The organism is Methylobacterium sp. BI1 (genome assembly GCF_056680125.1).
On the sequence record NZ_CM155267.1, the window covers coordinates 1,607,386 to 1,627,569 of the forward strand.

Genomic DNA, 20,184 nt, shown 5'->3' on the forward strand with positions numbered 1-20,184 from the left:
GGCCTCCCGATGTGCTGCACCGATCTGGCGCTGGCCTATGTCGAGGCCCATGCCGCCTGGAGCGAGACCAACACCCGCGCCTCCCTCGCCCGCGACTACGCCGCCTTCCTGTCCGCGCAGGCGGATGGCAGCACCCGCGCCGCCTTCGCCGTCGAGGGCGTGCGCTGCGCCGCCTGCATGGGCACCATCGAGCGCGGGCTGGCCGGCCTGCCGGGCGTGGCCTCCGCGCGCCTGAACTTCTCGGACCGGCGCCTCGCCGTCACGTGGCGGCCGGATTGCCCGGCCGATGTCGCCACCGTCCTGAGCACCCTGGACGGGCTCGGCTACCGGGCGCAGCCCTTCGCCCCGGGCCGGGTCGCCGACGCCGATGCCGCGGAGGCCAAGCGCCTGATCCGCGCCCTGGCGGTGGCGGGATTCGCATCGATGAACGTCATGCTTCTCGCGATCTCCGTCTGGGCCGGGAACGTCTCGGACATGACGCCGGAGACGCGGGACCTCTTCCACTGGATCCAGGCGGTGATCGCCCTGCCGGCCGCGGCCTATGCCGGGCGGCCGTTCTACGAGGGGGCGTTCCGCGGCCTGCGGGCGGGCCGGGTGACCATGGACTTCCCCATCACCCTCGGCGTGGTCCTGACGCTGGTGATGTCCGTGGTGGAGACGCTGACGGGCGCGCGCCACGCCTACTTCGACGGCGCCGTGATGCTGCTGTTCTTCCTGCTGATCGGCCGCGTCCTCGACCAGACCCTGCGGCGGCGGACCCGCGCCTTCGCGGAGAACCTCGCCACCCTGCGGGCCGAGCGGGCCACGGTCGCCGAGCCCGGCGGCGGCCTCCGGGAGGTGCCCCTCGCCGAACTCGCGGCGGGCACGCGCATCCTCGTGCGGCCGGGCGAGCGCGTGCCGGCCGACGGCCGGGTCGAACACGGCACCTCGGATCTCGACCAGAGCCTCGTCACCGGCGAGACCGCAGCCGTCACGGTCCGCAGCGGGGACCGGGTCTTCGCCGGGGCCCTGAACGGCAGCGGCGCCCTCACGGTGCGGATCACGGCCGCGGTGGGCCAGACCCTCCTCGACGAGGTCGAGGCCCTGATGGGGCGGGCGCTCGAGGCGCGCTCGCGCGCCCTCGTGCTCGCGGACCGGGCCACCCGATTCTACATCCCCCTAGTCCATGCGGCGGCGGCCCTGACCCTTGTCGGCTGGATCGCGGCGGGGGCCGGCTGGCACGTCGCGCTGCTCGATGCCGTGGCGGTCCTGATCGTGACCTGTCCCTGCGCCCTGGGCCTCGCCATCCCGGCGGTGCAGGTGGCGGCGGCCGGCGCGCTGTTCCGCGAGGGCGTCCTGCTCAGCGACGGAACCGCCCTCGAACGCTTCGCCGAGATCGACGCCGTGGTCTTCGACAAGACGGGCACGCTCACCCTGCCGGAGCCCGCGCTCGCGGGCGGGACCTTCGGCCCCGACACCCTGGCGCGAGCCGGCCGTCTCGCCCTGTCGAGCCGGCACCCGATGGCGGCGGCCCTCGCCGCCGCGGCCGACGGCTCGGACCCCTTCCCGGGGGCCGAGGAGGCAGCCGGCCTCGGCGTCCGCGTCGCGGTGGACGGCGTCGTGCTGCACCTCGGATCGCCCGCCTTCTGTGACGCGGAGCGCGAGGCCACGGCAATGCTCGCCGCCGACCCGGAGGCGTCGGTCATCTGCTTTCGCGACGGCGACCGGGCACCGGTGGTCTTCCCCGTCCGCCAGGCCCTGCGCCCCGATGCGCCGGCGGTGGTCGCCGCCCTCTCGGCACTGGGGCATCGCGTCATGATCTTCTCCGGCGACCGTGTGCCCGCCGTGGAGTCCGTCGCCCGCCGGCTCGGCGTCCACGAATGGGAGGCGGCCATGACGCCCCAGGACAAGATCGCCCGGATCGACGCCCTGCGAGTCGCCGGCCTCAAGGTTCTCATGGTGGGCGACGGGCTCAACGATGCGCCGGCGCTCGCCGCCGCCCATGCCTCGCTCTCGCCGGTCACCGCCGCGCATGTCAGCCAGGCCGCCGCCGACGCCCTGTTCCTGGGCCGCAGCCTCACCCCCGTCCTCGCCGTCCTGGCGGCGGGCCGGCGCGCCCGCCGCCTGATGCTGCAGAACCTGTGGTTCTCGGCCGCCTACAACGTCCTCGCGGTCCCCCTCGCGGCCGCCGGCGCCCTGACGCCCCTGATCGCCGCCCTGGCGATGTCGGGCTCGTCCCTGGTCGTCACCCTCAACGCCCTGCGGGCCCGCCTCGGCCGGCCGAACCCTCCGGCGGGGGCCGTGGCTCGCCCCCCGGCGACCGACACCGCCCTCGAACCCGCCTGAGGTCGCGATGACCGTCCTCCTCTTCGTCATCCCCGTCGCGCTCGCCCTCGGCGGCCTGGGCCTCGCCGGCTTTCTCTGGGCGCTGCGCAGCGGCCAGTACGACGACATCGAGGGTGCGGAGTACCGCGTGCTGCACGATGACTGAGCTGGCGCTCGCCCACGCTTCCCCGGGCCGGTCGGACGGTCGCCCCGAGGGCCTGGATCGGGCCTGGATGGTCGCGGGGGCGACGGGGCTCGCGATCCTCGCCGCCGCGGGCGCCGCGGGCACGTGCAGCGTGATGATCCTGCCCGTGGGGCACGCCTTCGGATGGGACGTCGCGACCGTCTCGGCGGCCTTCGCCCTCCGCCTCGCGGTCTTCGCCGTGGCGGGCCTGTGCGCCGCGCCCCTGATCGAGGCGTTCGGCGTGCGTCGCGTCGCCTGCGGCGGCCTCGTTCTGATCGGGGCGGGCCTCCTCGCCTCCCTGGCCATGAGCCGGGTCTGGCACCTGATGCTGCTGTGGGGCGTCCTCGTCGGCCTGGGCAGCGGCCTCGTGTCCCTGGTCCTTGGCACCTCCGTGGCGGCGCGCTGGTTCGCGACCCGGCGGGGCCTGGCGGTCGGACTGTTCGGCGCCGCCGCGACGGCCGGGCAGACGCTGCCGCTGCCCGGTTTTGCCGCGATCACGGAGGCGTTCGGCTGGCGCGCCGGCATCCTCGCGGCCTGCGGCCTCCTCGGCGCGGCGTTCCTCGCCGTGCAGGCCTGCGTCCCCAGGCATTCCCGGCCGGAGGCCGCACTTGCGGGACGGGCGGCGCGGTCGACCGGCGCGCCCTCGTCCGCGCCCGGCGGCGCGGCCCTGGTCGGGATCCTGTTCGGCACGTTCGTGGTCTGCGGCGCCACCACCACCGGTCTGGTGCAGACCCATTTCGTCCCGCTCTGCGCCGATCTCGGTGTGCGCCCCGTGCGGGCGGCCGGGCTTCTCGCCGGGATGGGCCTGCTCACCCTCGTCGGATCGATGGGGGCGGGTTGGCTGGCGGACCGCTTCGACGGGCGCTACCTGCTGTTCTGGTTCTACGGCCTGCGCGGCCTGTCGCTCCTCTGCCTGCCGCTGACCGACCTGTCCTTCGTCGAACTGTCGGTCTTCGCCTGCGTCTACGGCCTGGACTGGGTCGCGACGGTTCCACCGACCGCGCGGCTGGTCCTGGACCGGTTCGGTCCGGAGCGGGCGCCCCGCATGCTCGGCCGGATCTTCGTCGGGCATCAGGTCGGAGCGGTCGCGGCGGCCACCGGTGCCGGCCTGTCCCGGGTCGACATGGGGAGCTACCTGCCGGCCTTCGTCATCGCGGGCGCCCTCTGCCTTTGCGCGGCGGGAGCGATCCCGCTGCTGTCCGGCCGGAGCCAAGCAAACGCGGCGCAAGCCTCCGGGGCGCCGCCGGTCTGAAGTCGCGACGCGGGGTCGGAGGACCGAAGGGCGGGCGTCCGGCGATGTTGGACCGCCGGCGTCCCCGCTACGCCACGGCGTCGAGATCCGCGAGGGTGATGATTCTGCGCGATCGATCCGCCTCGGCGTTCTTGCGCGTCTGCAGCCCGGCCAGGATGGTTTGCGGGAAGTCCGCCGCCCGCCGCGCCGTCTGCAGGGAATCGTAGAGGCCCGGCCACCAGAGGCCGTCCTCCACCAGGGCGTAGCTTTGTCCTGCCTCGATCTGGAGCACTTGGGTCACCGGGACGTCCTCGCTTCGCGGGGCGGTCGCATGAGTGCCCGCCCCGGGCGCCAGCGATGCCCCGGTTCCGGGTTCGGGGCCTTGCGTTGGATCAAGCGAGGGGACCTGCCCGGGACGGGACCGGCGACCCGCCCGTACGATTGAGCCACATCAAGGCGGTGCCGGTCGCGGGACGCCTATGGCTGCGGTCCAAGATCGGTCCGTCGTGGGGCCGAGGGGCGGGATGCCGGGAGCGGAGCACGCATGGGCGAGGATCTGATGGCGCGCTACGGCGACGAGCGCTTGCCGCGCTACACCAGCTACCCGCCCAGCCCGCATTTCAGCCCCGCCGTCGATGCCGCGACCTATGCGGCCTGGCTTCGGGCACTCCCCGCCGACGCGACGGCCTCGCTCTACCTGCACGTGCCGTTCTGCCGGGCGATGTGCTGGTATTGCGGTTGCCACACCAGCATCACCCAGCACGCCGGCCCCATTGCCGGATACGTGGCGACCCTGCGGCGGGAGATCGCCGACGTGGCGCAGCACGTCGCGCCGTCGGTCCGGGTCCGCCACATCCATTTCGGGGGCGGCACGCCGACCCTGATGGCGCCGGCCGCGTTCGGGGACCTGATGACCCTGCTGCGGGACCGCTTCGCGGTCGATGCCGACGCGGAGGTCGCGATCGAGATCGATCCGCGCACCCTGGCGCCCGCAATGTCGCGCGCACTCGGGGCGGCCGGCGTCACGCGAGCGAGCCTCGGCGTCCAGAGCTTCGATCCGACGGTGCAGGCGGCGATCCGGCGGCACCAGGACTATGCCATCACCCATGCGGCGGTCGCGGACCTGCGGGCGGCGGGGATCGGGCGGATCGCCCTCGACCTGATCTACGGCCTGCCGCACCAGACCGTGGAATCCTGCATCGACACGGTGCACCGCTGCCTGGACCTGCGTCCCGACCGCCTGGCGGTCTTCGGCTACGCCCACGTGCCCGCCTTCAAAAAGCACCAACGCCACATCGACGCGGGTACGCTGCCGGACGGCGCCGCCCGCCGGGACCAGGCCGAGGCGATCGCCGCGACGCTGGCGCAGGCCGGCTACCGGCGGATCGGTCTCGACCATCATGCCCTGCCGGACGACCCCCTCGCGCTCGCGCAGGCATCCGGGCGGTTGCGCCGGAACTTCCAGGGCTACACCACCGATGTGGCCGACGCGCTGATCGGCTTCGGCGCCTCGGCCATCGGCCGGCTGCCCCAGGGCTACGTCCAGAACGAACCGGCGCTGCGCGTCTACGGGGAGCGGGTGGCGCAGGGCGCGCTGCCCGTCCTGCGGGGCTATGCCCTCACGGCCGGCGACCGCCTCCGGGCCGAACTGATCGAGCGCGTGATGTGCGACTTCTCCGTCGATGTCGACGCGATCTGCCGCCGGCACAGGCGGGATCCCGAGGCCTTCCTCGCCTCGATCCCGCGGCTGCGGGATCTCGCGGAGGACGGCCTGATCCACCGGGACGGTGCCGTCCTGACGGTCACAGACGGGGCCAGGACCTTCGTGCGGACCGTCGCCGCGGCCTTCGACGCGCATCTCGGCACCTCCGGCGCCGTGCACAGCCGGGCCGCCTGAGCGCTCCCGCCCCCGAGCCGGCCAGTCCCTTGGACCGCGCCTGCCCGCTGGGATACCATGCGGGCCGATGCCACGCGGACGGAGGCTGGTGTGAACGAGGACGCCCGGGTCGGCGAGGACACCCGGGCCGGGATGGCACCGAGCGCGGGCCCCAGATCGGCCGAAGCGCTGCCGCCCGGCCCCGCCACCGAGGTCGTGCTGGTCACCCTGGACCCGGCCGGCGCGATCACGAGCTGGTACCCCGGTCCGGGACAGGCGGCCAGCTGCCCGGAGGCCGACCGCCTCGGCCGGCCCGTCTCCGTCCTCTACACCGCCGAGGATCGGGCGGCCGGCGCTCCCGAGCGGGACCTCGCCGCGGCCCGGGCCGGCGGACGGTACGAGGCCGAGGGCCTGCGCCTCGACGGCTGGGGCACGCCGTACCGCGCGCACGCGACCCTCGTCGCGCAGTCGGACGGGGGCGGGGCGGTCGTCGCCTACAGCCTGCTCATCCGCTCCCTGTCCGAGCACGGCGGCGTCGAGGAAGCCCTCCGGGCCCGCGAGGCGCACCTCCGCTCGATCCTCGAGACGGTGCCGGACGCGATGATCGTCATCGACGAGCAGGCCCGCATCCGGTCCTTCAGCACCACCGCCGTGCGGCAGTTCGGCTACGCGCCCGAGGACGTCGTCGGCAGCAACGTCAGCCTGCTGATGCCGGAGCCCTACCGGACCCAGCACGACGGCTACATGGCCCGCTACCTGACCACCGGGGAACGCCGCATCATCGGGATCGGCCGCGTGGTGGTCGGGCAGCGCAAGGACGGTTCGACCTTCCCGATGGAGCTTGCCGTCGGCGAGATGCGCTCCGGGGGCGAGCGCTACTTCACCGGGTTCATCCGCGACCTCACCGAGCGGCAGCGGACGGAGGCGCGGCTGCAGGAGCTGCAATCCGAGCTCGTGCACATGTCCCGCTTCACCGCCCTGGGCGAGATGGCCTCGACCCTCGCCCACGAGATCAACCAGCCCCTCACCGCCATCGCCAGCTACCTGAAGGGCTGCCGCCGCATCCTCGGACGGATGGAGGGCGCCGAGGTGCCGATGCTGTCCGATGCGGTCAACCAGGCCGCCGAGCAGGCGCTGCGGGCCGGGCAGGTGATCCGCCACCTGCGCGACTTCGTGGCCCGCGGGGAGGGCGAGCGCCATATCGAGGGCCTGCCGAAGCTCATCGAGGAGGCGAGCGCCCTCGCTCTCGTGGGCGCCAAGGAGAAGAGCGTGCGGGTCCGCTTCGACCTCGATCCCGACGCGCCCCTGGTGCTGGCCGACCGGATCCAGGTGCAGCAGGTCCTCCTGAATCTGATGCGGAACGCCATCGAGGCGATGCACGAGCGTCCCCGGCGGGACCTCGTCATCGCCACAAGGGCCCTGGCCGCCGAGGGCCTCGTCGAGGTCAGCGTGGCCGATACCGGCACCGGCCTCGCGCCGGAGGTGGCCGCACGGCTGTTCCAGCCCTTCGTCACCACCAAACCGAACGGGATGGGGGTCGGCCTCTCGATCTGCCGCACGATCGTCGAGGCCCACGGCGGCCGCATCCGGGTCGAGTCCGGCCCCGCGGGCGGAACGATCTTCCGCTTCACCCTTCCGACCTTCGACAGGAGAGAGCTCGGCCATGTCGAATGACGGTCCCGTGCACGTCGTCGACGACGACCCGGCGGTGCGCCAGTCGCTCGCCTTCCTGCTCGCCACCGACGGGCTGGCCGTGCGCGTGCACGAATCGGCGGTCGCCTTCCTGGCCGCGGTGGCCGATCCGTCCGGCTGCATCCTCACCGACGTGCGCATGCCCGAGGTGGACGGCATCGAGTTCCTGCGCCGCCTGAAGCAGCGGGGAATCCGGGTGCCCGTCATCGTCATGACGGGTCACGCCGACGTGCCCCTGGCCGTCGCGGCCATGAAGGCGGGCGCCGTCGACTTCATCGAGAAGCCCTTCGACGACGAGATCCTGCTGGCCAGCATCCGCTCCGCCCTGAGCCAGGCGGAGCAGGACGCCGACGTCGTCGCCCGGCGCAGCCTCATCCGGACCCGGATGGCCGCCCTGTCCGAGCGCGAGCGTCAGGTGCTGGAGGGGCTGGTGGCGGGCAAGGCCAACAAGATCATCGCCCTCGATCTCGGCATCAGCCCCCGGACGGTGGAGATCTACCGCGCCAACGTCATGGACAAGCTCGAGGCGGGCAGCCTCTCGGAGCTGGTCCGCATGACCCTGCTGACGGAGCGCAGCTGAGGCCCGGTCGGGCCAGCCCGGTGCCGGGCGTCGGGCGGGGTCAGGCGCAGGGCCTCGTCAGCCATGATCGCAGGCGAGGCGTCGGACGTCGGGGACGGCGCGGTCATGGCGCGTCTGGGTCGGGGGAGGGCAGGCCGTGAAGGATGGGCCGGGACGCGCTGCCTTGATCCAGATCAGGGCGCAGGGCTCGCGTTCGCGTCAGACAGGCAGGGCGCCGGCGAACCCTCTCGCTCGGGCCATCGACGGTGGGGAGCCTGGTTATGCGATCACTCTGCGTGGCGGACCTCCTGGGCAGCCGCCCCCTCCTCAGCATCGGTGGCGGCTTCACGGTCGCGGCCGCCTGCCACCGGCTCCGCGATGGCGGCGTCGGCGCCCTGGCGGTGCTGGACGGCGGGGTGCTGATCGGCGTCTTCAGCGAACGCGACGTGAGCATTCGCGTCATCGCCCGGCATCACGACCCGATGCTGACGCTGGTCCGCGAGGTGATGACCCGCGATCCCCGGACCGTCGCGGCGGAGGCCTCCGTGGCGGAGGCGCTGAGCCTCATGCGCGCCGGCGGGTTTCGCCACCTGCCGGTGACGCGCGGCGAGGCCGTCATCGGTATGCTCTCGCTGCGCGACATCCCGCCCGTGCCCTGTCCGGCGCACCTGCCGCGCCAGGCTCCCGCCATCCCCGTCCTCGGCTGAACAGTCGCGCCGCCCCATGCGGCAGATCAAGGCGCGACGCGGAGATGCGCCCCTAGATGCGCGCGAGACAGGACGGGCACGACCATGCCGAAGCAGACGGGACCGGTGCTCGTCGTTGACGACGACGAGGCGGTCCGGCACTCCCTCAAATTCATCCTCGAACTCGAAGGCTACGCCGTCCGGCTCTACGCGGATGGCGCCGACCTCCTCGGCGACGCCGCCCTGCCGGCGAACGGCTGCCTGGTGGTGGATTACTGGATGCCCGGCATGGACGGCGTCCAGCTCGTCGGACGGCTACGGGACCGCGCCGTCGACCTGCCCGCGATCCTGATCACGGGCCGCTCCACGAACGACCTGCAGCGCCGGGCCAGGGCGGCCGGCTTCCACCGCATCGTCGACAAGCCGTTCGAGGACGGCGCGCTCCTCGATGGGATCCACGAGGCCCTCGCGGCATCGCAATGAACCGGCCGGCGCCTCCGTAGAACCCCTTAAGAGAAGCCCCGGAATTTCGCAGCGTCCCCCGCGAGCCTAGTCATGGAGCCACGATCCGATGTCCGGAGGTTCCCATGCAGACCGTTCTCGCATCCACCGGCCTTGCGCCCGTCGTCTTTCCCCATCGGGTCGATCCCATCGTGCCCGCGCCGGCGCACGATGCTGGGCACGCCATGCGCCGCACCTTCGGCGCCGACGAGGAGATCTTCGCCGAGGGCGACCGGGCGACGACCTTCTACAAGATCGTCTCCGGTGTCGTGCGGACCTACAAGCTGCTCTCCGACGGACGCCGGCAGATCGACGACTTCCACCTGCCGGGCGACATCTTCGGGCTCGAAGCCGGCGAGGAGCACCGGTTCCACGCCGAGGCCGTGGTGGAGACCCGGCTCCTCGTCCATCGGCGGGAGCGCCGGGCGCTGACCGGCGACGACGGCGCCCTGGCCCGGGAGGTCGTGGCCGGCATGATGCGGGACCTGGAGCGGGCGCAGGACCACATGCTCCTGCTCGGCCGCAAGTCCGCCAAGGAGCGCATCGCGAGCTTCCTGCTCGGCCTGTCCCAGCGGATGGGCAGCCGGGGTACCCCGGTGGACCTGCCGATGTCGCGGACCGACATCGCCGACCATCTCGGCCTGACCGTCGAGAGCGTCTCGCGCGCCGTGACCCAGCTGGAGCGGGAGGGCCTGATCGAGCTTCCGCCGAACCGCCGCGCGGTGGTCCTTCGCAACGCCGCCGCGCTCCGCCACCTCGCGAGCTGAGCGGCGGCGGGTCCAGTTTCCGTTCCGGGGCGCCTATCCGCAGGGAGCCGTGATGACGACCCTACACCTCACCCATCTGGCGGCCCTCGCGCATCTTGCCCCTCCGGCGCATCCCGAGCGTGCCGACCGGATCCGTGTCATCGAGAGCTGCCTGGAGCAGGAGCGGTTCGCCGGCCTGATCCGCGAGCAGGCCCCCAGCGTCGCGGTGGAGGCGCTCCTGCGCGCCCACGACGAGGCCTACGTCGTCGCGACCCTCGACGGGCTGCGGCGCGGCACGCTCGCGCCGGTGGACGACGACACCCATGTGGCGACGGACACGCTGGTGGCGGCCCTGCACAGCGCGGGCGGCGCCGTCAGGGCCGTCGACGAGGTGATGGCTGGAGCAGTCCGCAATGCCTTCTCGGCGCTACGTCCGCCGGGGCACCATGCCGGCCCCGCGCGCGCCGCCGGATTCTGCTTCTTCAACAACGTCGCGGTCGCGGCGCGGCACGCGCAGGCGGTGCACGGCGCCGGCCGGGTCGCGATCGTCGACTGGGATGCGCATCACGGGGACGGAACGCAGGCGATCGTCTGGAACGATCCGGAGATCCTGTTCTGCTCGACGCACCAGTGGCCCTGCTATCCCGGGACGGGCGCGGCCTCCGAGCGCGGTGCGCACGGCAACATCGTCAACGTGCCGCTGCCCGCCGGTGCCGATGGTCCCGTCTTCCGCGACGCCTTCCGCCGGGCGATCCTGCCGCGCCTCACGGCCTTCCGACCGGACCTCATCCTGATCTCGGCCGGTTTCGACGCCCATTGGCGCGACCCGATGGCCGACCTCGCGTTGACGGAGCGCGATTTCGGCTGGGTGACGGAACAGCTTCTCGCCGTCGCCGACCAGGTCTGCGGCGGTCGCCTCGTCTCCGTGCTGGAGGGGGGCTACGACCTGATCGGCCTGTCGCGCGGGGTGGAGGCCCACGTGACGGCGCTGCTCGAAGGGGGAAGCGTCCGAAGCCCGGAGTGGATGGAGGGCATGCCGGCTGTCCCGGTCCCGCCATGCGCGGAGGCCGAGGCGCCGGAGCCGGTTCGTGTGCCCATTCCCGCCTCGACCGCCGACGCCGGCGTCGGTCTGCACCGGGTGCCCGCTTAGCCGCCCCTGCGCGCTTCGGCGCTGCGGACCGGACGTCGCGGCGATCCCCTCCGGGGCCCCCGGGGGTTCCGATCTGCATGACATCTGCGGGGCCGCGTGCGCCGGCTCAGAGGCGTGCGCGCGGCCTTCCGGACCGTTCCTGCCCTGGGTCGCGTCTCGCGCCGGATCGAATCTTGCGCTGGATCAAGGCCTCGTCCGCCCGCGCCCGCGAAGGTGGCTGCGGAGCCTTCGGACGAGCGCCGAAGCCGCTCCGAAAATCCCGAACCGCTTCAGCTGCGCTGCCCCAGGAGGCGCCCATGTCCATCGCGTGCATCATGGTTTCCCTCGATAGCGGTCGCTCGGCCGGCGGGCGGGTACGGCTCGCGGCCGACATGGCCAGGCGCTTCGAATCCACGCTCATCGGGGTCGCGGCGCGCAAGATCCCCGGCCTGGGGCCGGTAGAAGATCTCGATGCCGCGCAGGTCGCCTATGAGGAGGCGCGCGGACGGCTGGACGACGATCTCGCACGGGTCCGTGCGGTCTTCGACGACGGGGTCGGCGACGGGCTGCGGACCGGCTGGCGTCACGCCGAGGCCGATGCGACGGCGCATCTGGTGGCGCGGGCCCGCGGCGCCGACCTCCTCGTCGTCGGGCGCGAACCGGAAGGCTGCGCCATGGCGGTGGATCCGGGGGCGAGCCTGATGGAGGCCGGCCGACCCCTCCTCGTCGTTCCCCCGGGCGTCGACGGCCTGAGGGCGGCACGGATCGTGATCGCCTGGAAGGATGCACCGGAGGCTCGCCGAGCCGTGTCCGCAGCCCTTCCGTTCCTCAGACGGGCGGATCAGGTGTCGGTCGTCGCCGTGGGCCGCGACGCCCGCGGGGAGGGGGCGGAGGACGTCTCCGAGCTCCTCGCCCGGCACGGCAGCCCCGTCACCACCCACCTCCTGAACGCGCCGGCCGCGGAGGCTCCCGACGAACTCCTGCGCTTTGCCCGCCGCGCGGAGGCGGACCTCGTGGTCATGGGCGGGTATGGCCGGTCCCGCCTGCGGGAGCTTCTGTTCGGCGGGACGACGCGGGCGATGCTGCGGGCCTCCCCACTCTGTTGCCTGATGAGCCATTGAGAGGCGGTCGGGCGAAACTCAGTTCGCGGCCAGCTGCGCCAGACGGTTCGGATCGGTGAGGCGCACGCCCCCCGGAACCAGAAGGATGACGTGGGCGCGATCCAGGCGGGTCAGCATGCGGCTGACGGTTTCCATGGTGAGGCCGAGATAGTCGCCCATGTCCTGGCGGCCCATCGGCAACTCCAGCGTGACGGAGGTCTGTCCGATCCGGGCGTAGCGGTCGCGCAGGCCGAGGAGGAACGCCGCGACCTTCTCCTCGGCGGTCCGTCGGCCGAGGAGCAGCATCTGGTCCTGGGCCAGGGAGAGTTCGTAGCCGGCGCGCGCATGCAGGCTCCGCAGCAGGTGCGGCTTGGCCTCCACCACGGCGGTGAAGTCGTGCCGATCGAAGCGACAGGTGGTGACCGGCGTCAGGGCCTCGGCCGAGACGGAGGAGCGCTCTTCCAGGGCCAGGCCCAGGAAGTCGCCCGGAATGGCGAATCCCATGACCTGGCGGCGTCCGTCCGGGAGGAGGCGCGTCAGGCGCAGCGTTCCCGCGATGACGTTGAAGACCGAACCGGCGCGCTCGCCCTGCCCGAACAGGGTCTGGCCCTTGTCGAGCACGAGGTGCTGGCTCAGCGCCTCCAGGGCTTCCAACTCGGGGAGCGCCAGGACGGAGCAGACGCTGATTAGGCGAACCTTGCAATCGCCGCAGCCGTTCTCCGACCGCCTGTGATGCCAGGCCGGCGCCGGCCGTTCGCATACGTCCAGATCCGCCAGCATGTCGTCTCCCCGGGCCGCAGGCGCGGGCCCATCCCGCAGGTCACCTGCCCCGGCCAGCATGGCGGTCGAAGGCTCGGAGGCATTGATTCACCGCAAGGCACCGAAACTTCGGGAGGTCGGAAGTTCTGCGGAAGGCTCGGGCTGTGTTTCCGCCCGTAAGGCCAAGGACCCGCCGAGCATCCAGGCTGCCGGCTGCGCGGCGCACAGGCTCCGTTGCTTCGCCGTGACGGAATTCGTCGCACGGAGACGCGCGGGCGAAGAAATGCTTCGGTGAATGATCGAATTCTGATCGTTGAAAAACGTTTCGACCGTAATCCTCGGGCGGTCTTTCCATGCGACCTTAATGGGCGCCGGCATAAATAAGGATGCGGTTGTCCGGTGAAGGGTTCAACGCATGGACGTCTTCGGAAATGGGCGATGGCCGGTGGAGGTATCGGCACCGCGCGTCGTGCCGGTTCTGGCCGCCCGCGATCGTGGCACCCATGCGCACGCGGGCGGCGGACCATGGGATGGGACACCGGAGCCCACCGATAGACCGAAGCTAGCGTACACGCCGGAGCGCGCGATCCAACCATGTTGCAGGTGACGGAATCGAACACGTTCGTCGATCTCGCCTCGGACCCCAATCCCGGTGAGCGGGCCTGGGCCGCATTGCAGGAGCACGGCCTGCCTCTGCTACCTCAGAACTACGAGGTTCTCTTCCACCATTATTCGGAATCGATCCCGGACCTGAGTGCGCTGCTGAACACCTACGAGCAGAGCGGCAGGACATGGTCCGGGGCGCTCCTCCAGGCCCTCTGGGGCGAGCATTTTGGCACCGATGCCGCGACCCGGCATGCGGACGCCGTGGATGGCGAGGCGGCGGCGCTCGCGGGCGTGGCCAATACCATCTGCGAACAGGTCGACGGAAGCCGCACGGCGCTGCAGAGCTACGGCCAGACCCTCGCCCATTGGGCGGGATGCCTGGAGGGCCATGCCTCCCTGGAGAGCCTGATGCAGGCGGCGACGGTGCTGGCGGCCGAGACGGCGAGCGCGACGGCGCGCAATCGCACCCTGGAGCAGCAACTCTCCGCGGCGTCCGCGCGGATCGCGGAGCTGCGCCGGACCCTGACGGAGGCCCGCCACGAGGCGACCCTCGATCCGCTGACCGGCATCGCCAACCGCCGGGTCTTCGACCTGCGCCTGCGCCGCGCGGTGAAGCAGGCCCGCAGCGAACCGGCGAGCGGCTTCTCGCTGCTCCTCGTCGACATCGACCACTTCAAGCGCTTCAACGACGATTATGGCCACCAGACCGGCGATCTCGTGCTGCGGTTCGTGGCCAAAATCCTCTCCGACAACGTGAAGGGGCGGGACCTCGTGGCCCGCTACGGCGGGGAGGAATTCGCCATCCTCCTCGACGGGGCCGACCGGACCGCCGCCGCCGCGGTGGCCGAGCAGATCCGCGACCGCCTCGCCCAGCGGCGCCTGATCCGACGCAGTTCCGGCGAGGATTGCGGGCAACTGACCTGCTCGATCGGGGTGGCCCAGCACGACCCTCGCGACGGCGGCGCGGTCCTGGTCGAGCGGACCGACAAGGCGCTCTACCAAGCCAAGCGCGGCGGGCGGAACCGGGTCTGCCTCGCGGACGGCGCCCTTTGACACCGGGGGGATGCGCCCGGGCTGTGAATTGATCGGTTTACTGGCATTTTACCGCCGAGACGACCGTCGATCCTGAATTCGTTCCTTTTCATCCCAAACAAGTCGACTGTATGCCCTCGTTTCGGGCGTCGAATTCAGACTCCGTTAGGACGGCAAATGGAATAGATAAGTCATGTAAAGCCGGCCTGAGATCGCAAGCTTGACAGGTTTCAGGAAGTTAAACCCGGGGCATCATTGGCGGTATCGCGCAAGATCATCGGGGCGGATAGTGGCGAACCTTCGTCGAGCACAGTCGTCCCGATGCCCAGAGGTCGATCGCGACGGTACTGCGCCGATGCGATGAAAGCTGGCCCGCCACGACACCCCAAAGCGTCGACCAGCCGTGTCTCCCAAACCGGCCTCAGTATCCTCCCGGCAACCCGACCGCATAGTGAAGCGACAATGGCTCAGATCCTCTCATTTCCGCCGATCACGGCGTCGGACGGTCTGCATCGCCTCAAGATGCAGCTGGAGACCGACTTCGCGGCCGGTGTGGATCTCGGGTCGCGCCGCGTCCAGATGGAGGCGCTCTCGGCTTCGCTCGACCATCTCCTCGTGCTGCTGCAGCGGGCGATCGACGAGATCTTCCTCGATGAGCCCGAGCAGGATCCCGACGCCCTCCGCACGCGCAACGCGGTGGCGAACCTGATCGTCTGCACGAAGGATCTGATCGCCACGATCGACGGGCTGTTCGGGCAGAACCGCACCCTGTCCTAGGGGCCGCGCGGTCCACCCGCCCCGACAGGCCCGACCCAGGCGGTGTCCGGCGCGCCGCTCCCACACCCGCACCCTCCATCGCGAGAGAGACCATGACGAAGACCGCGGCTCGGCATTCCTGGGGGCAGGGGGAGTTCTACGAGAGCCTGTGCCTCCTCTCGATCGGGACGAGCTTCTGGACCATCTGCGTGTCCCTCGGCCTGTTCGACACGCTGACGAACTTCGTCCTGGCGTACAATCTGCTCGAATTCCTGATGCTGGCGACCTTCATGGGGGCGGCGCTGATCGGGGCCTTCGTGCGGAAATCGATCATCCTGCGGCGGACCATGGCCGAGCGCGATACCGCGGCGCTCCAGGCCGAGCAGGTCGCCCGCCACGATGCCCTCACGGGACTCGCCAACCGCCGGCTGTTCCTCGAAACCCTCGGATGCTGGCAGGCGGCGAACGAGCCGGGCACCCCGGCGGCCGTGCTCCTCATCGACCTCGACCGCTTCAAGCCGGTGAACGACCTCTACGGGCATGCGGCCGGCAATGCCGTCCTCTGCGCCGTTGCCGACCGGCTGCGCGCGTTCCTGCCGCGCCAAGGCATGGCCGCCCGCATGGGCGGCGACGAGTTCGCCATGCTGCTCCGGCTGGAGGGCGGGAGCGAAGGCCTGCTCCGCCTCGCCGAACGGGTGATCGCCAGCATCTCGGCGCCGGTCCTGTGGAACGGCAACGAGCTCAAGGTCGGCGCCACGGTGGGCATCGCCTTCGTCACGGGCGAGCTCGCCGATGCGGATGCCGTTTTGCACGCCGCCGACCTCGCCATGTACCAGGGCAAGAAGGACGGCCGCGGCGTCGTGCGGGTCTTCAAGAGTGCCATGGACGAGGAGCTGAGGGCCCGGGCGCAGCTCGAGACGGAACTGCGGGCCGCCATCGAGAACGGCGAGATCGAGCCTTTCTACCAGCCCGTCGTGTCCTTGCCCGGCCGTAAGCTGATCGGCGTCGAGGTTCTGGCGCGCTGGCGCCACCCGATCCGGGGCCTGCTGGCGCCGTCGGAGTTCATCACGGTGGCGGAGGAGACCGGTTCGATCTCGGATCTCTGCTACAGCCTGATCCGCCGCGCCTGCCTCGACGCCCGGGAATGGCCCGCCGCGCTGACCCTGGCGGTGAACATCGCCCCGCAGCAGTTCCTGGACGCCTGGATGGCCGAGCGCATCCTGGCGATCCTGACCGAGACCGGGTTTCCGCCGCACCGGCTGGAAGTCGAGATCACGGAATCGGCCCTGATCCAGGATCTGGACGGAACCCGCAGAACCCTGACCTCGCTGCAGAATCTCGGTGTCCGGGTCGCCCTCGACGATTTCGGGACTGGTTATTCGAGCCTGTACCACCTGCGGGAACTGAAGTTTGACAAGCTGAAGATCGACCGCAGCTACGTCGACAGCGTCACGATGAGCGCCGAGCGCGCCAAGCTGGTCGACGCCATCATTAAGCTCGGCGCCAGCCTCGGCCTCGTCACCACAGCGGAGGGGATCGAGACGGAGGACAGCTCCAGCTGGCTCTCGGACCAGGGCTGCGCGTTCGGCCAGGGCTACCTGTTCGGCAAGCCGATGCCGAAGGAGGAGATCGATCGCGTGATCGCGAACCCCGCCTGCGACCCGGCGGAGTTCGCGATCCCGAGCCAGACCCAGGCCGCCTGAGGACAAGGGGGCGCGGCCCGCCTCAGGCCTCCCGGAGACCGGGCTTGGCGCCCGGCTCGAAGGTGAACTCGACCCCGGCCTGCTCCAGGACGCGCCGGACGGCCTGCAGCGTCTCCGATCGCGGCCGGACGCCGGAGTCCGTATCCTCCAGCCGCATGATCGTCGAGACGGAGACCTGGGAGCGGCGGGCCAGTTCGTCCTTCGACATGCCGATCATGCCCCTCGCCCCCCGGATCTGGGCCGGCGTGATCATCGGAGTCGCGCCCTGTCCGGTCTCGGCCGGCTTGTCCGGCGCCCGCGGGGCGCCGAAGCGATTCTGCCCCGGCACCGTGAGGCAGACGCCGACCCATTCCCGGATCGAGCCGTCCCGGTTCAGCACCGGAACGCCCCGCGAGTTGAACCAGCGGAAGACGCCGTCCGCGCAGAGAATCCGGAAGTCGGTGTTGTAGGGCGCCACGTGCGAGACCGCGGTGCGCCAGGCGGCGGCCGTGCGCTCGCGGTCCTCCGGGTGAATGGCGTCGAGCCAGCCCTGTCCCTGCATGGCGGCGTGGCTCTGGCCGGTCAGGGTCTGCCAGAGGGGCATCTCCAACGCTTCCCCGTCGGGACTGACGATCCACACCACCGCCGCCGTCGCCGTGATCAGCGCGTTGTAGCGGTCGAAGCGCTGCTCCACGGCCTTCTGGGTGTCGTGGCGCGCCGTGACGTCGAAGACCACGCCGAGGCCTTGATGGGGCTCGCCCTGGGGCCCGAGGAGCACCTCGGCGCGATGGTGGATCCAGCGCTGCGTCCGGTCCGGCCGGATGATGCGGAATTCCCGGCTGATCGGCTGACCGGTCCGCAGCACCGCGATCTGGTCACCGTGCACCGCCCGGTCCTCCGGGTGAATCATGTCGAGGCCGAAGCCGAAGGTGAACGGGGTCGCGGGATCGAGTCCGAGGATACGATAGAGGCCGATCGAGGCGTCGAGCTTGTCCTTGCGCAGATCCGCCGACCAGAAACCGACCTCGCCCGCATCCTCGATCATCTTCAGGAAGTGGCGCGAAGACATGCCGCGAAAGCCGCTCTGCCCGGCGACAGCGTTGTTGCGCATCAACGAACGGGTTGGCATCGGTTTGTCCACGCCGGCCCTGGAACGGCCTCCAAAAGCCATGATATCTTGCATATAGCCGGATAACCATTCGACAAAAGGCCAATACCGGTCACGAAATGCCGCCGGATCGGGTCCATACGTCGGCGTTTCTGCGTGCCCTTTCATCACTTTTTGAGAGCAGACGCCTAAGTTTCAAGCAATCGATTTCGTGAATGACGAGGAATTCGTGAGATCCGTTGTCCTGCTGACCAATTCGCCGACGCGAGGTCAAAAACTGAACGACCTCAGCTTCGGTCGCTGGCAGATCATCGTGGTCGATGTGCTTGATCCCGACTTGGCACTGACGTCGATCGATCCGAACTCCGTGGCGGCGTTGATCAGCGACGTGCCGCTCACGAATTCGGTCGAGGTGGCCTCGGTCCGCCGCTACCTGAAGCAGTTCGGCGCCGGCGACCGGCCCTATCTCTGCATCCTGCACGAGGAATCGCCGCGCGCCCACGCCCAGGCGCATGCCCTCGGCGCCAGCCGGGTGATCTCGGCCTGCGATCCCTTCGAACGGATCGCCGCACTCCTGGCGGAGGTCGTCCCGGTGCCGAAACCGACCCCGACGCCGGCGATCGAACCGGCGGTCGCGACGGCCGCCGCGGCGGCGGCGACATCCCTGACGCGCCTCTTCGATCTCGGACGGGCGGGTCAGGCGCCGAACCCGGCGCTGCTCACGGAGGGCGCCACCCTCGTCCTCGGCGCCCTCGACCAGGCCGACATCCGGGGCTGGCTCGACGTCGTCTGGCGCTTCGACGACGCGACGCACCAACACTGCCTGCTCGTGGCCGGTCTGGCGGCCGGATTCGGGCGCCAGCTCGGCCTGAAGCTGGCCGATTGCCGCGCCCTCACCGAGGCGGCCCTGCTGCACGACCTCGGCAAGGCGCAGATTCCCCACGCAATCCTGAACAAGCCGGGGCGCCTCGATGCGGCCGAGCAGGCCGTGATGCGCACCCACCCCGCCTTGGGACACGCCATGCTGCGGAAGCAGGGCGGCTTTCCCGACATCATGCTCGCCGTGGTCCGCTCCCATCACGAGGCCCTCGACGGATCGGGCTATCCCGACGGCCTCGAAGGGCCGGACATCCCGGATCTCGTCCGCCTCGTCACCGTCTGCGACATTTTCGGAGCGTTGATCGAACACCGCCCCTACAAGGCGCCCCTCGACCCCGGCGAGGCCTACAGGATCCTCGCCGGCATGGCCGGCAAGGTCGACATGGATCTGGTCCGGGCCTTCGGACCCCTGGCGACGGCCTCGGGGCAGGGGCAGCCCGGACGGTCGAAGCGCTCCGCTGCGGCGTGATCTGCGCACCCATCCTCTGCCCGGCCACACCGGCGCCGGGCCGGCAGCAATCCCGGGGCGGCCGACCGCCCCGGACACTCGAAACCCGCGAAAGCTGCGACGTGAACGGTCCCTTTCTGACGAAGCTCGAACATAGCGGACACACCGATGCAACGGATCGCGCGGCCATCGGCGCGATCGTGGCCCATCATCGCGTCGTGTCCGCCCGGCAGGATCTCTCGGCCGAACCGGGGCGGAGCACCGTGCTCGTTCTCGCCCAGGGCGTGATGTGCCGGTACCGGATCCTGGACGGTCGCTCGCGGCGGATCGCGTCGTTCGTCCTGCCGGGGGACCTGTGCCGGCTGCCGGAGATGCCACCGAGGGCCTCGGACTGGAACATCCGGACCCTAAGCCGATGCGCGGTCGCGGAGATTCCGATCGAGGCCCTGACCGTGCTGACCCGGCAGCGGCCGAACATCAACCGTGCCCTCTGGTGGATGACCCTGAACGAGCTCGCCCGGGCCCGGGAATGGCTCGTCACCGCCACCATGCCGGCCCCGCAGCGAACCGCTCACCTGTTCTGCGAATTGCAGGCCTGTCTGCAAACGGTGGGGTTGGCCGAGTGCGGCGCGTATCGCCTCGAGATCGGGCAAGCGGCCCTCGCCGACGCGGTCGGTCTGTCCACTGTCCACCTGAACCGCACCTTGCGCACCCTGCGCGAGGCCGGGCTCGCACGTCTGTCCCGCGGCCGGGTCGAAATCCCCGACCTCGCGCGACTGCGCGCGTTCGCCACTTTCGATGGCGGCTATCTCGGCCTCGACGGGCCGGTCTCCTGCACTAAGGTCCCGCTGCACCTCGCCACCTGAAGCCGACCCCCGGATGGGTCCGGCAGTCCCGGGGGGCTGG

The 20,184-nt window shown here is 71.1% G+C and carries 19 protein-coding genes; 16 read left to right on the forward strand and 3 right to left on the reverse strand.

What is annotated here, in order from left to right; all coding sequences use genetic code 11:
- The first annotated feature begins 9 nt into the window (after positions 1 to 9).
- From AC1MGR_RS07575 to AC1MGR_RS07585, 3 genes are read left to right on the forward strand one after another with little or no spacing between them, the layout of a single operon-like run.
- Positions 10 to 2,325 carry a heavy metal translocating P-type ATPase gene (locus tag AC1MGR_RS07575; protein WP_480234187.1) on the forward strand — a complete coding sequence of 772 codons (2,316 nt, stop codon included), beginning with the start codon at positions 10 to 12 and terminating at the stop codon, positions 2,323 to 2,325.
- 7 nt (positions 2,326 to 2,332) lie between these two features.
- On the forward strand, positions 2,333 to 2,470 hold the full coding sequence (gene ccoS / locus AC1MGR_RS07580) for a cbb3-type cytochrome oxidase assembly protein CcoS (RefSeq protein WP_480234188.1): 138 nt from the start codon (positions 2,333 to 2,335) through the stop codon (positions 2,468 to 2,470).
- A complete protein-coding gene (locus tag AC1MGR_RS07585) occupies positions 2,463 to 3,740 on the forward strand; it encodes an MFS transporter (protein WP_480234189.1) in 1,278 nt (425 codons plus the stop codon). Before ccoS ends, AC1MGR_RS07585 begins: the two co-directional genes overlap by 8 nt.
- 67 nt (positions 3,741 to 3,807) lie before the next feature.
- Here AC1MGR_RS07585 and AC1MGR_RS07590 read toward each other — a convergent pair whose 3' ends face one another.
- Positions 3,808 to 4,020, reverse strand: coding sequence for a hypothetical protein (locus AC1MGR_RS07590; protein WP_480234190.1), 213 nt, complete (start codon positions 4,018 to 4,020; stop codon positions 3,808 to 3,810).
- Between the two features lie 243 nt (positions 4,021 to 4,263).
- On the opposite strand from AC1MGR_RS07590, the gene hemN reads away from it, so the two are divergent.
- The 8 genes from hemN to AC1MGR_RS07630 all read left to right on the forward strand — a co-directional run bounded on the left by hemN (position 4,264) and on the right by AC1MGR_RS07630 (position 12,029).
- Positions 4,264 to 5,616: an oxygen-independent coproporphyrinogen III oxidase gene (hemN, locus tag AC1MGR_RS07595; protein ID WP_480234191.1), complete on the forward strand. Its 1,353-nt coding sequence runs from the start codon at positions 4,264 to 4,266 to the stop codon at positions 5,614 to 5,616.
- Between the two features lie 57 nt (positions 5,617 to 5,673).
- Positions 5,674 to 7,269 (forward strand): sensor histidine kinase, encoded by a 1,596-nt coding sequence (locus tag AC1MGR_RS07600; protein ID WP_480234192.1) that lies wholly within the window; start codon positions 5,674 to 5,676, stop codon positions 7,267 to 7,269.
- Positions 7,259 to 7,867 (forward strand): response regulator FixJ, encoded by a 609-nt coding sequence (fixJ, locus tag AC1MGR_RS07605; RefSeq protein ID WP_480234193.1) that lies wholly within the window; start codon positions 7,259 to 7,261, stop codon positions 7,865 to 7,867. The genes AC1MGR_RS07600 and fixJ overlap by 11 nt, the downstream gene beginning before the upstream one ends.
- 260 nt (positions 7,868 to 8,127) lie before the next feature.
- The gene (locus AC1MGR_RS07610; protein ID WP_480234194.1) at positions 8,128 to 8,553 is read left to right on the forward strand and encodes a CBS domain-containing protein; all 426 of its coding nucleotides are present in this window, start codon (positions 8,128 to 8,130) and stop codon (positions 8,551 to 8,553) included.
- An 84-nt stretch (positions 8,554 to 8,637) separates the two neighbouring features.
- Positions 8,638 to 9,015, forward strand: a complete 378-nt coding sequence (locus tag AC1MGR_RS07615) for a response regulator (RefSeq protein ID WP_108040261.1) — start codon at positions 8,638 to 8,640, stop codon at positions 9,013 to 9,015.
- Positions 9,016 to 9,119: 104 nt separating this feature from the next.
- Positions 9,120 to 9,800: a helix-turn-helix domain-containing protein gene (locus AC1MGR_RS07620; protein WP_480234195.1), complete on the forward strand. Its 681-nt coding sequence runs from the start codon at positions 9,120 to 9,122 to the stop codon at positions 9,798 to 9,800.
- 52 nt (positions 9,801 to 9,852) lie between these two features.
- Positions 9,853 to 10,929, forward strand: a complete 1,077-nt coding sequence (locus AC1MGR_RS07625) for a histone deacetylase family protein (protein WP_480234196.1) — start codon at positions 9,853 to 9,855, stop codon at positions 10,927 to 10,929.
- A 296-nt stretch (positions 10,930 to 11,225) separates the two neighbouring features.
- The gene (locus AC1MGR_RS07630; protein ID WP_480234197.1) at positions 11,226 to 12,029 is read left to right on the forward strand and encodes a universal stress protein; all 804 of its coding nucleotides are present in this window, start codon (positions 11,226 to 11,228) and stop codon (positions 12,027 to 12,029) included.
- A gap of 18 nt (positions 12,030 to 12,047) precedes the next feature.
- Here AC1MGR_RS07630 and AC1MGR_RS07635 read toward each other — a convergent pair whose 3' ends face one another.
- Positions 12,048 to 12,788, reverse strand: coding sequence for a Crp/Fnr family transcriptional regulator (locus tag AC1MGR_RS07635; RefSeq protein ID WP_480234198.1), 741 nt, complete (start codon positions 12,786 to 12,788; stop codon positions 12,048 to 12,050).
- A 573-nt stretch (positions 12,789 to 13,361) separates the two neighbouring features.
- On the opposite strand from AC1MGR_RS07635, the gene AC1MGR_RS07640 reads away from it, so the two are divergent.
- From AC1MGR_RS07640 to AC1MGR_RS07650, 3 genes are all read left to right on the forward strand, one after another.
- Positions 13,362 to 14,426, forward strand: coding sequence for a GGDEF domain-containing protein (locus AC1MGR_RS07640; protein WP_480234199.1), 1,065 nt, complete (start codon positions 13,362 to 13,364; stop codon positions 14,424 to 14,426).
- Between the two features lie 441 nt (positions 14,427 to 14,867).
- Positions 14,868 to 15,182: a hypothetical protein gene (locus AC1MGR_RS07645; protein ID WP_480234200.1), complete on the forward strand. Its 315-nt coding sequence runs from the start codon at positions 14,868 to 14,870 to the stop codon at positions 15,180 to 15,182.
- A 92-nt stretch (positions 15,183 to 15,274) separates the two neighbouring features.
- Positions 15,275 to 16,864 carry a putative bifunctional diguanylate cyclase/phosphodiesterase gene (locus AC1MGR_RS07650; protein WP_480234201.1) on the forward strand — a complete coding sequence of 530 codons (1,590 nt, stop codon included), beginning with the start codon at positions 15,275 to 15,277 and terminating at the stop codon, positions 16,862 to 16,864.
- A gap of 22 nt (positions 16,865 to 16,886) precedes the next feature.
- On the opposite strand, the gene AC1MGR_RS07655 is transcribed toward AC1MGR_RS07650, so the two are convergent.
- Positions 16,887 to 17,972, reverse strand: coding sequence for a PAS domain-containing protein (locus AC1MGR_RS07655; protein ID WP_108040296.1), 1,086 nt, complete (start codon positions 17,970 to 17,972; stop codon positions 16,887 to 16,889).
- Positions 17,973 to 18,180: 208 nt separating this feature from the next.
- On the opposite strand from AC1MGR_RS07655, the gene AC1MGR_RS07660 reads away from it, so the two are divergent.
- Both AC1MGR_RS07660 and AC1MGR_RS07665 read left to right on the forward strand, forming a co-directional pair.
- On the forward strand, positions 18,181 to 19,299 hold the full coding sequence (locus AC1MGR_RS07660; protein ID WP_480234202.1) for an HD-GYP domain-containing protein: 1,119 nt from the start codon (positions 18,181 to 18,183) through the stop codon (positions 19,297 to 19,299).
- Positions 19,296 to 20,144 (forward strand): Crp/Fnr family transcriptional regulator, encoded by an 849-nt coding sequence (locus AC1MGR_RS07665; RefSeq protein WP_480234203.1) that lies wholly within the window; start codon positions 19,296 to 19,298, stop codon positions 20,142 to 20,144. The genes AC1MGR_RS07660 and AC1MGR_RS07665 overlap by 4 nt, the downstream gene beginning before the upstream one ends.
- Positions 20,145 to 20,184 lie beyond the last annotated feature (40 nt).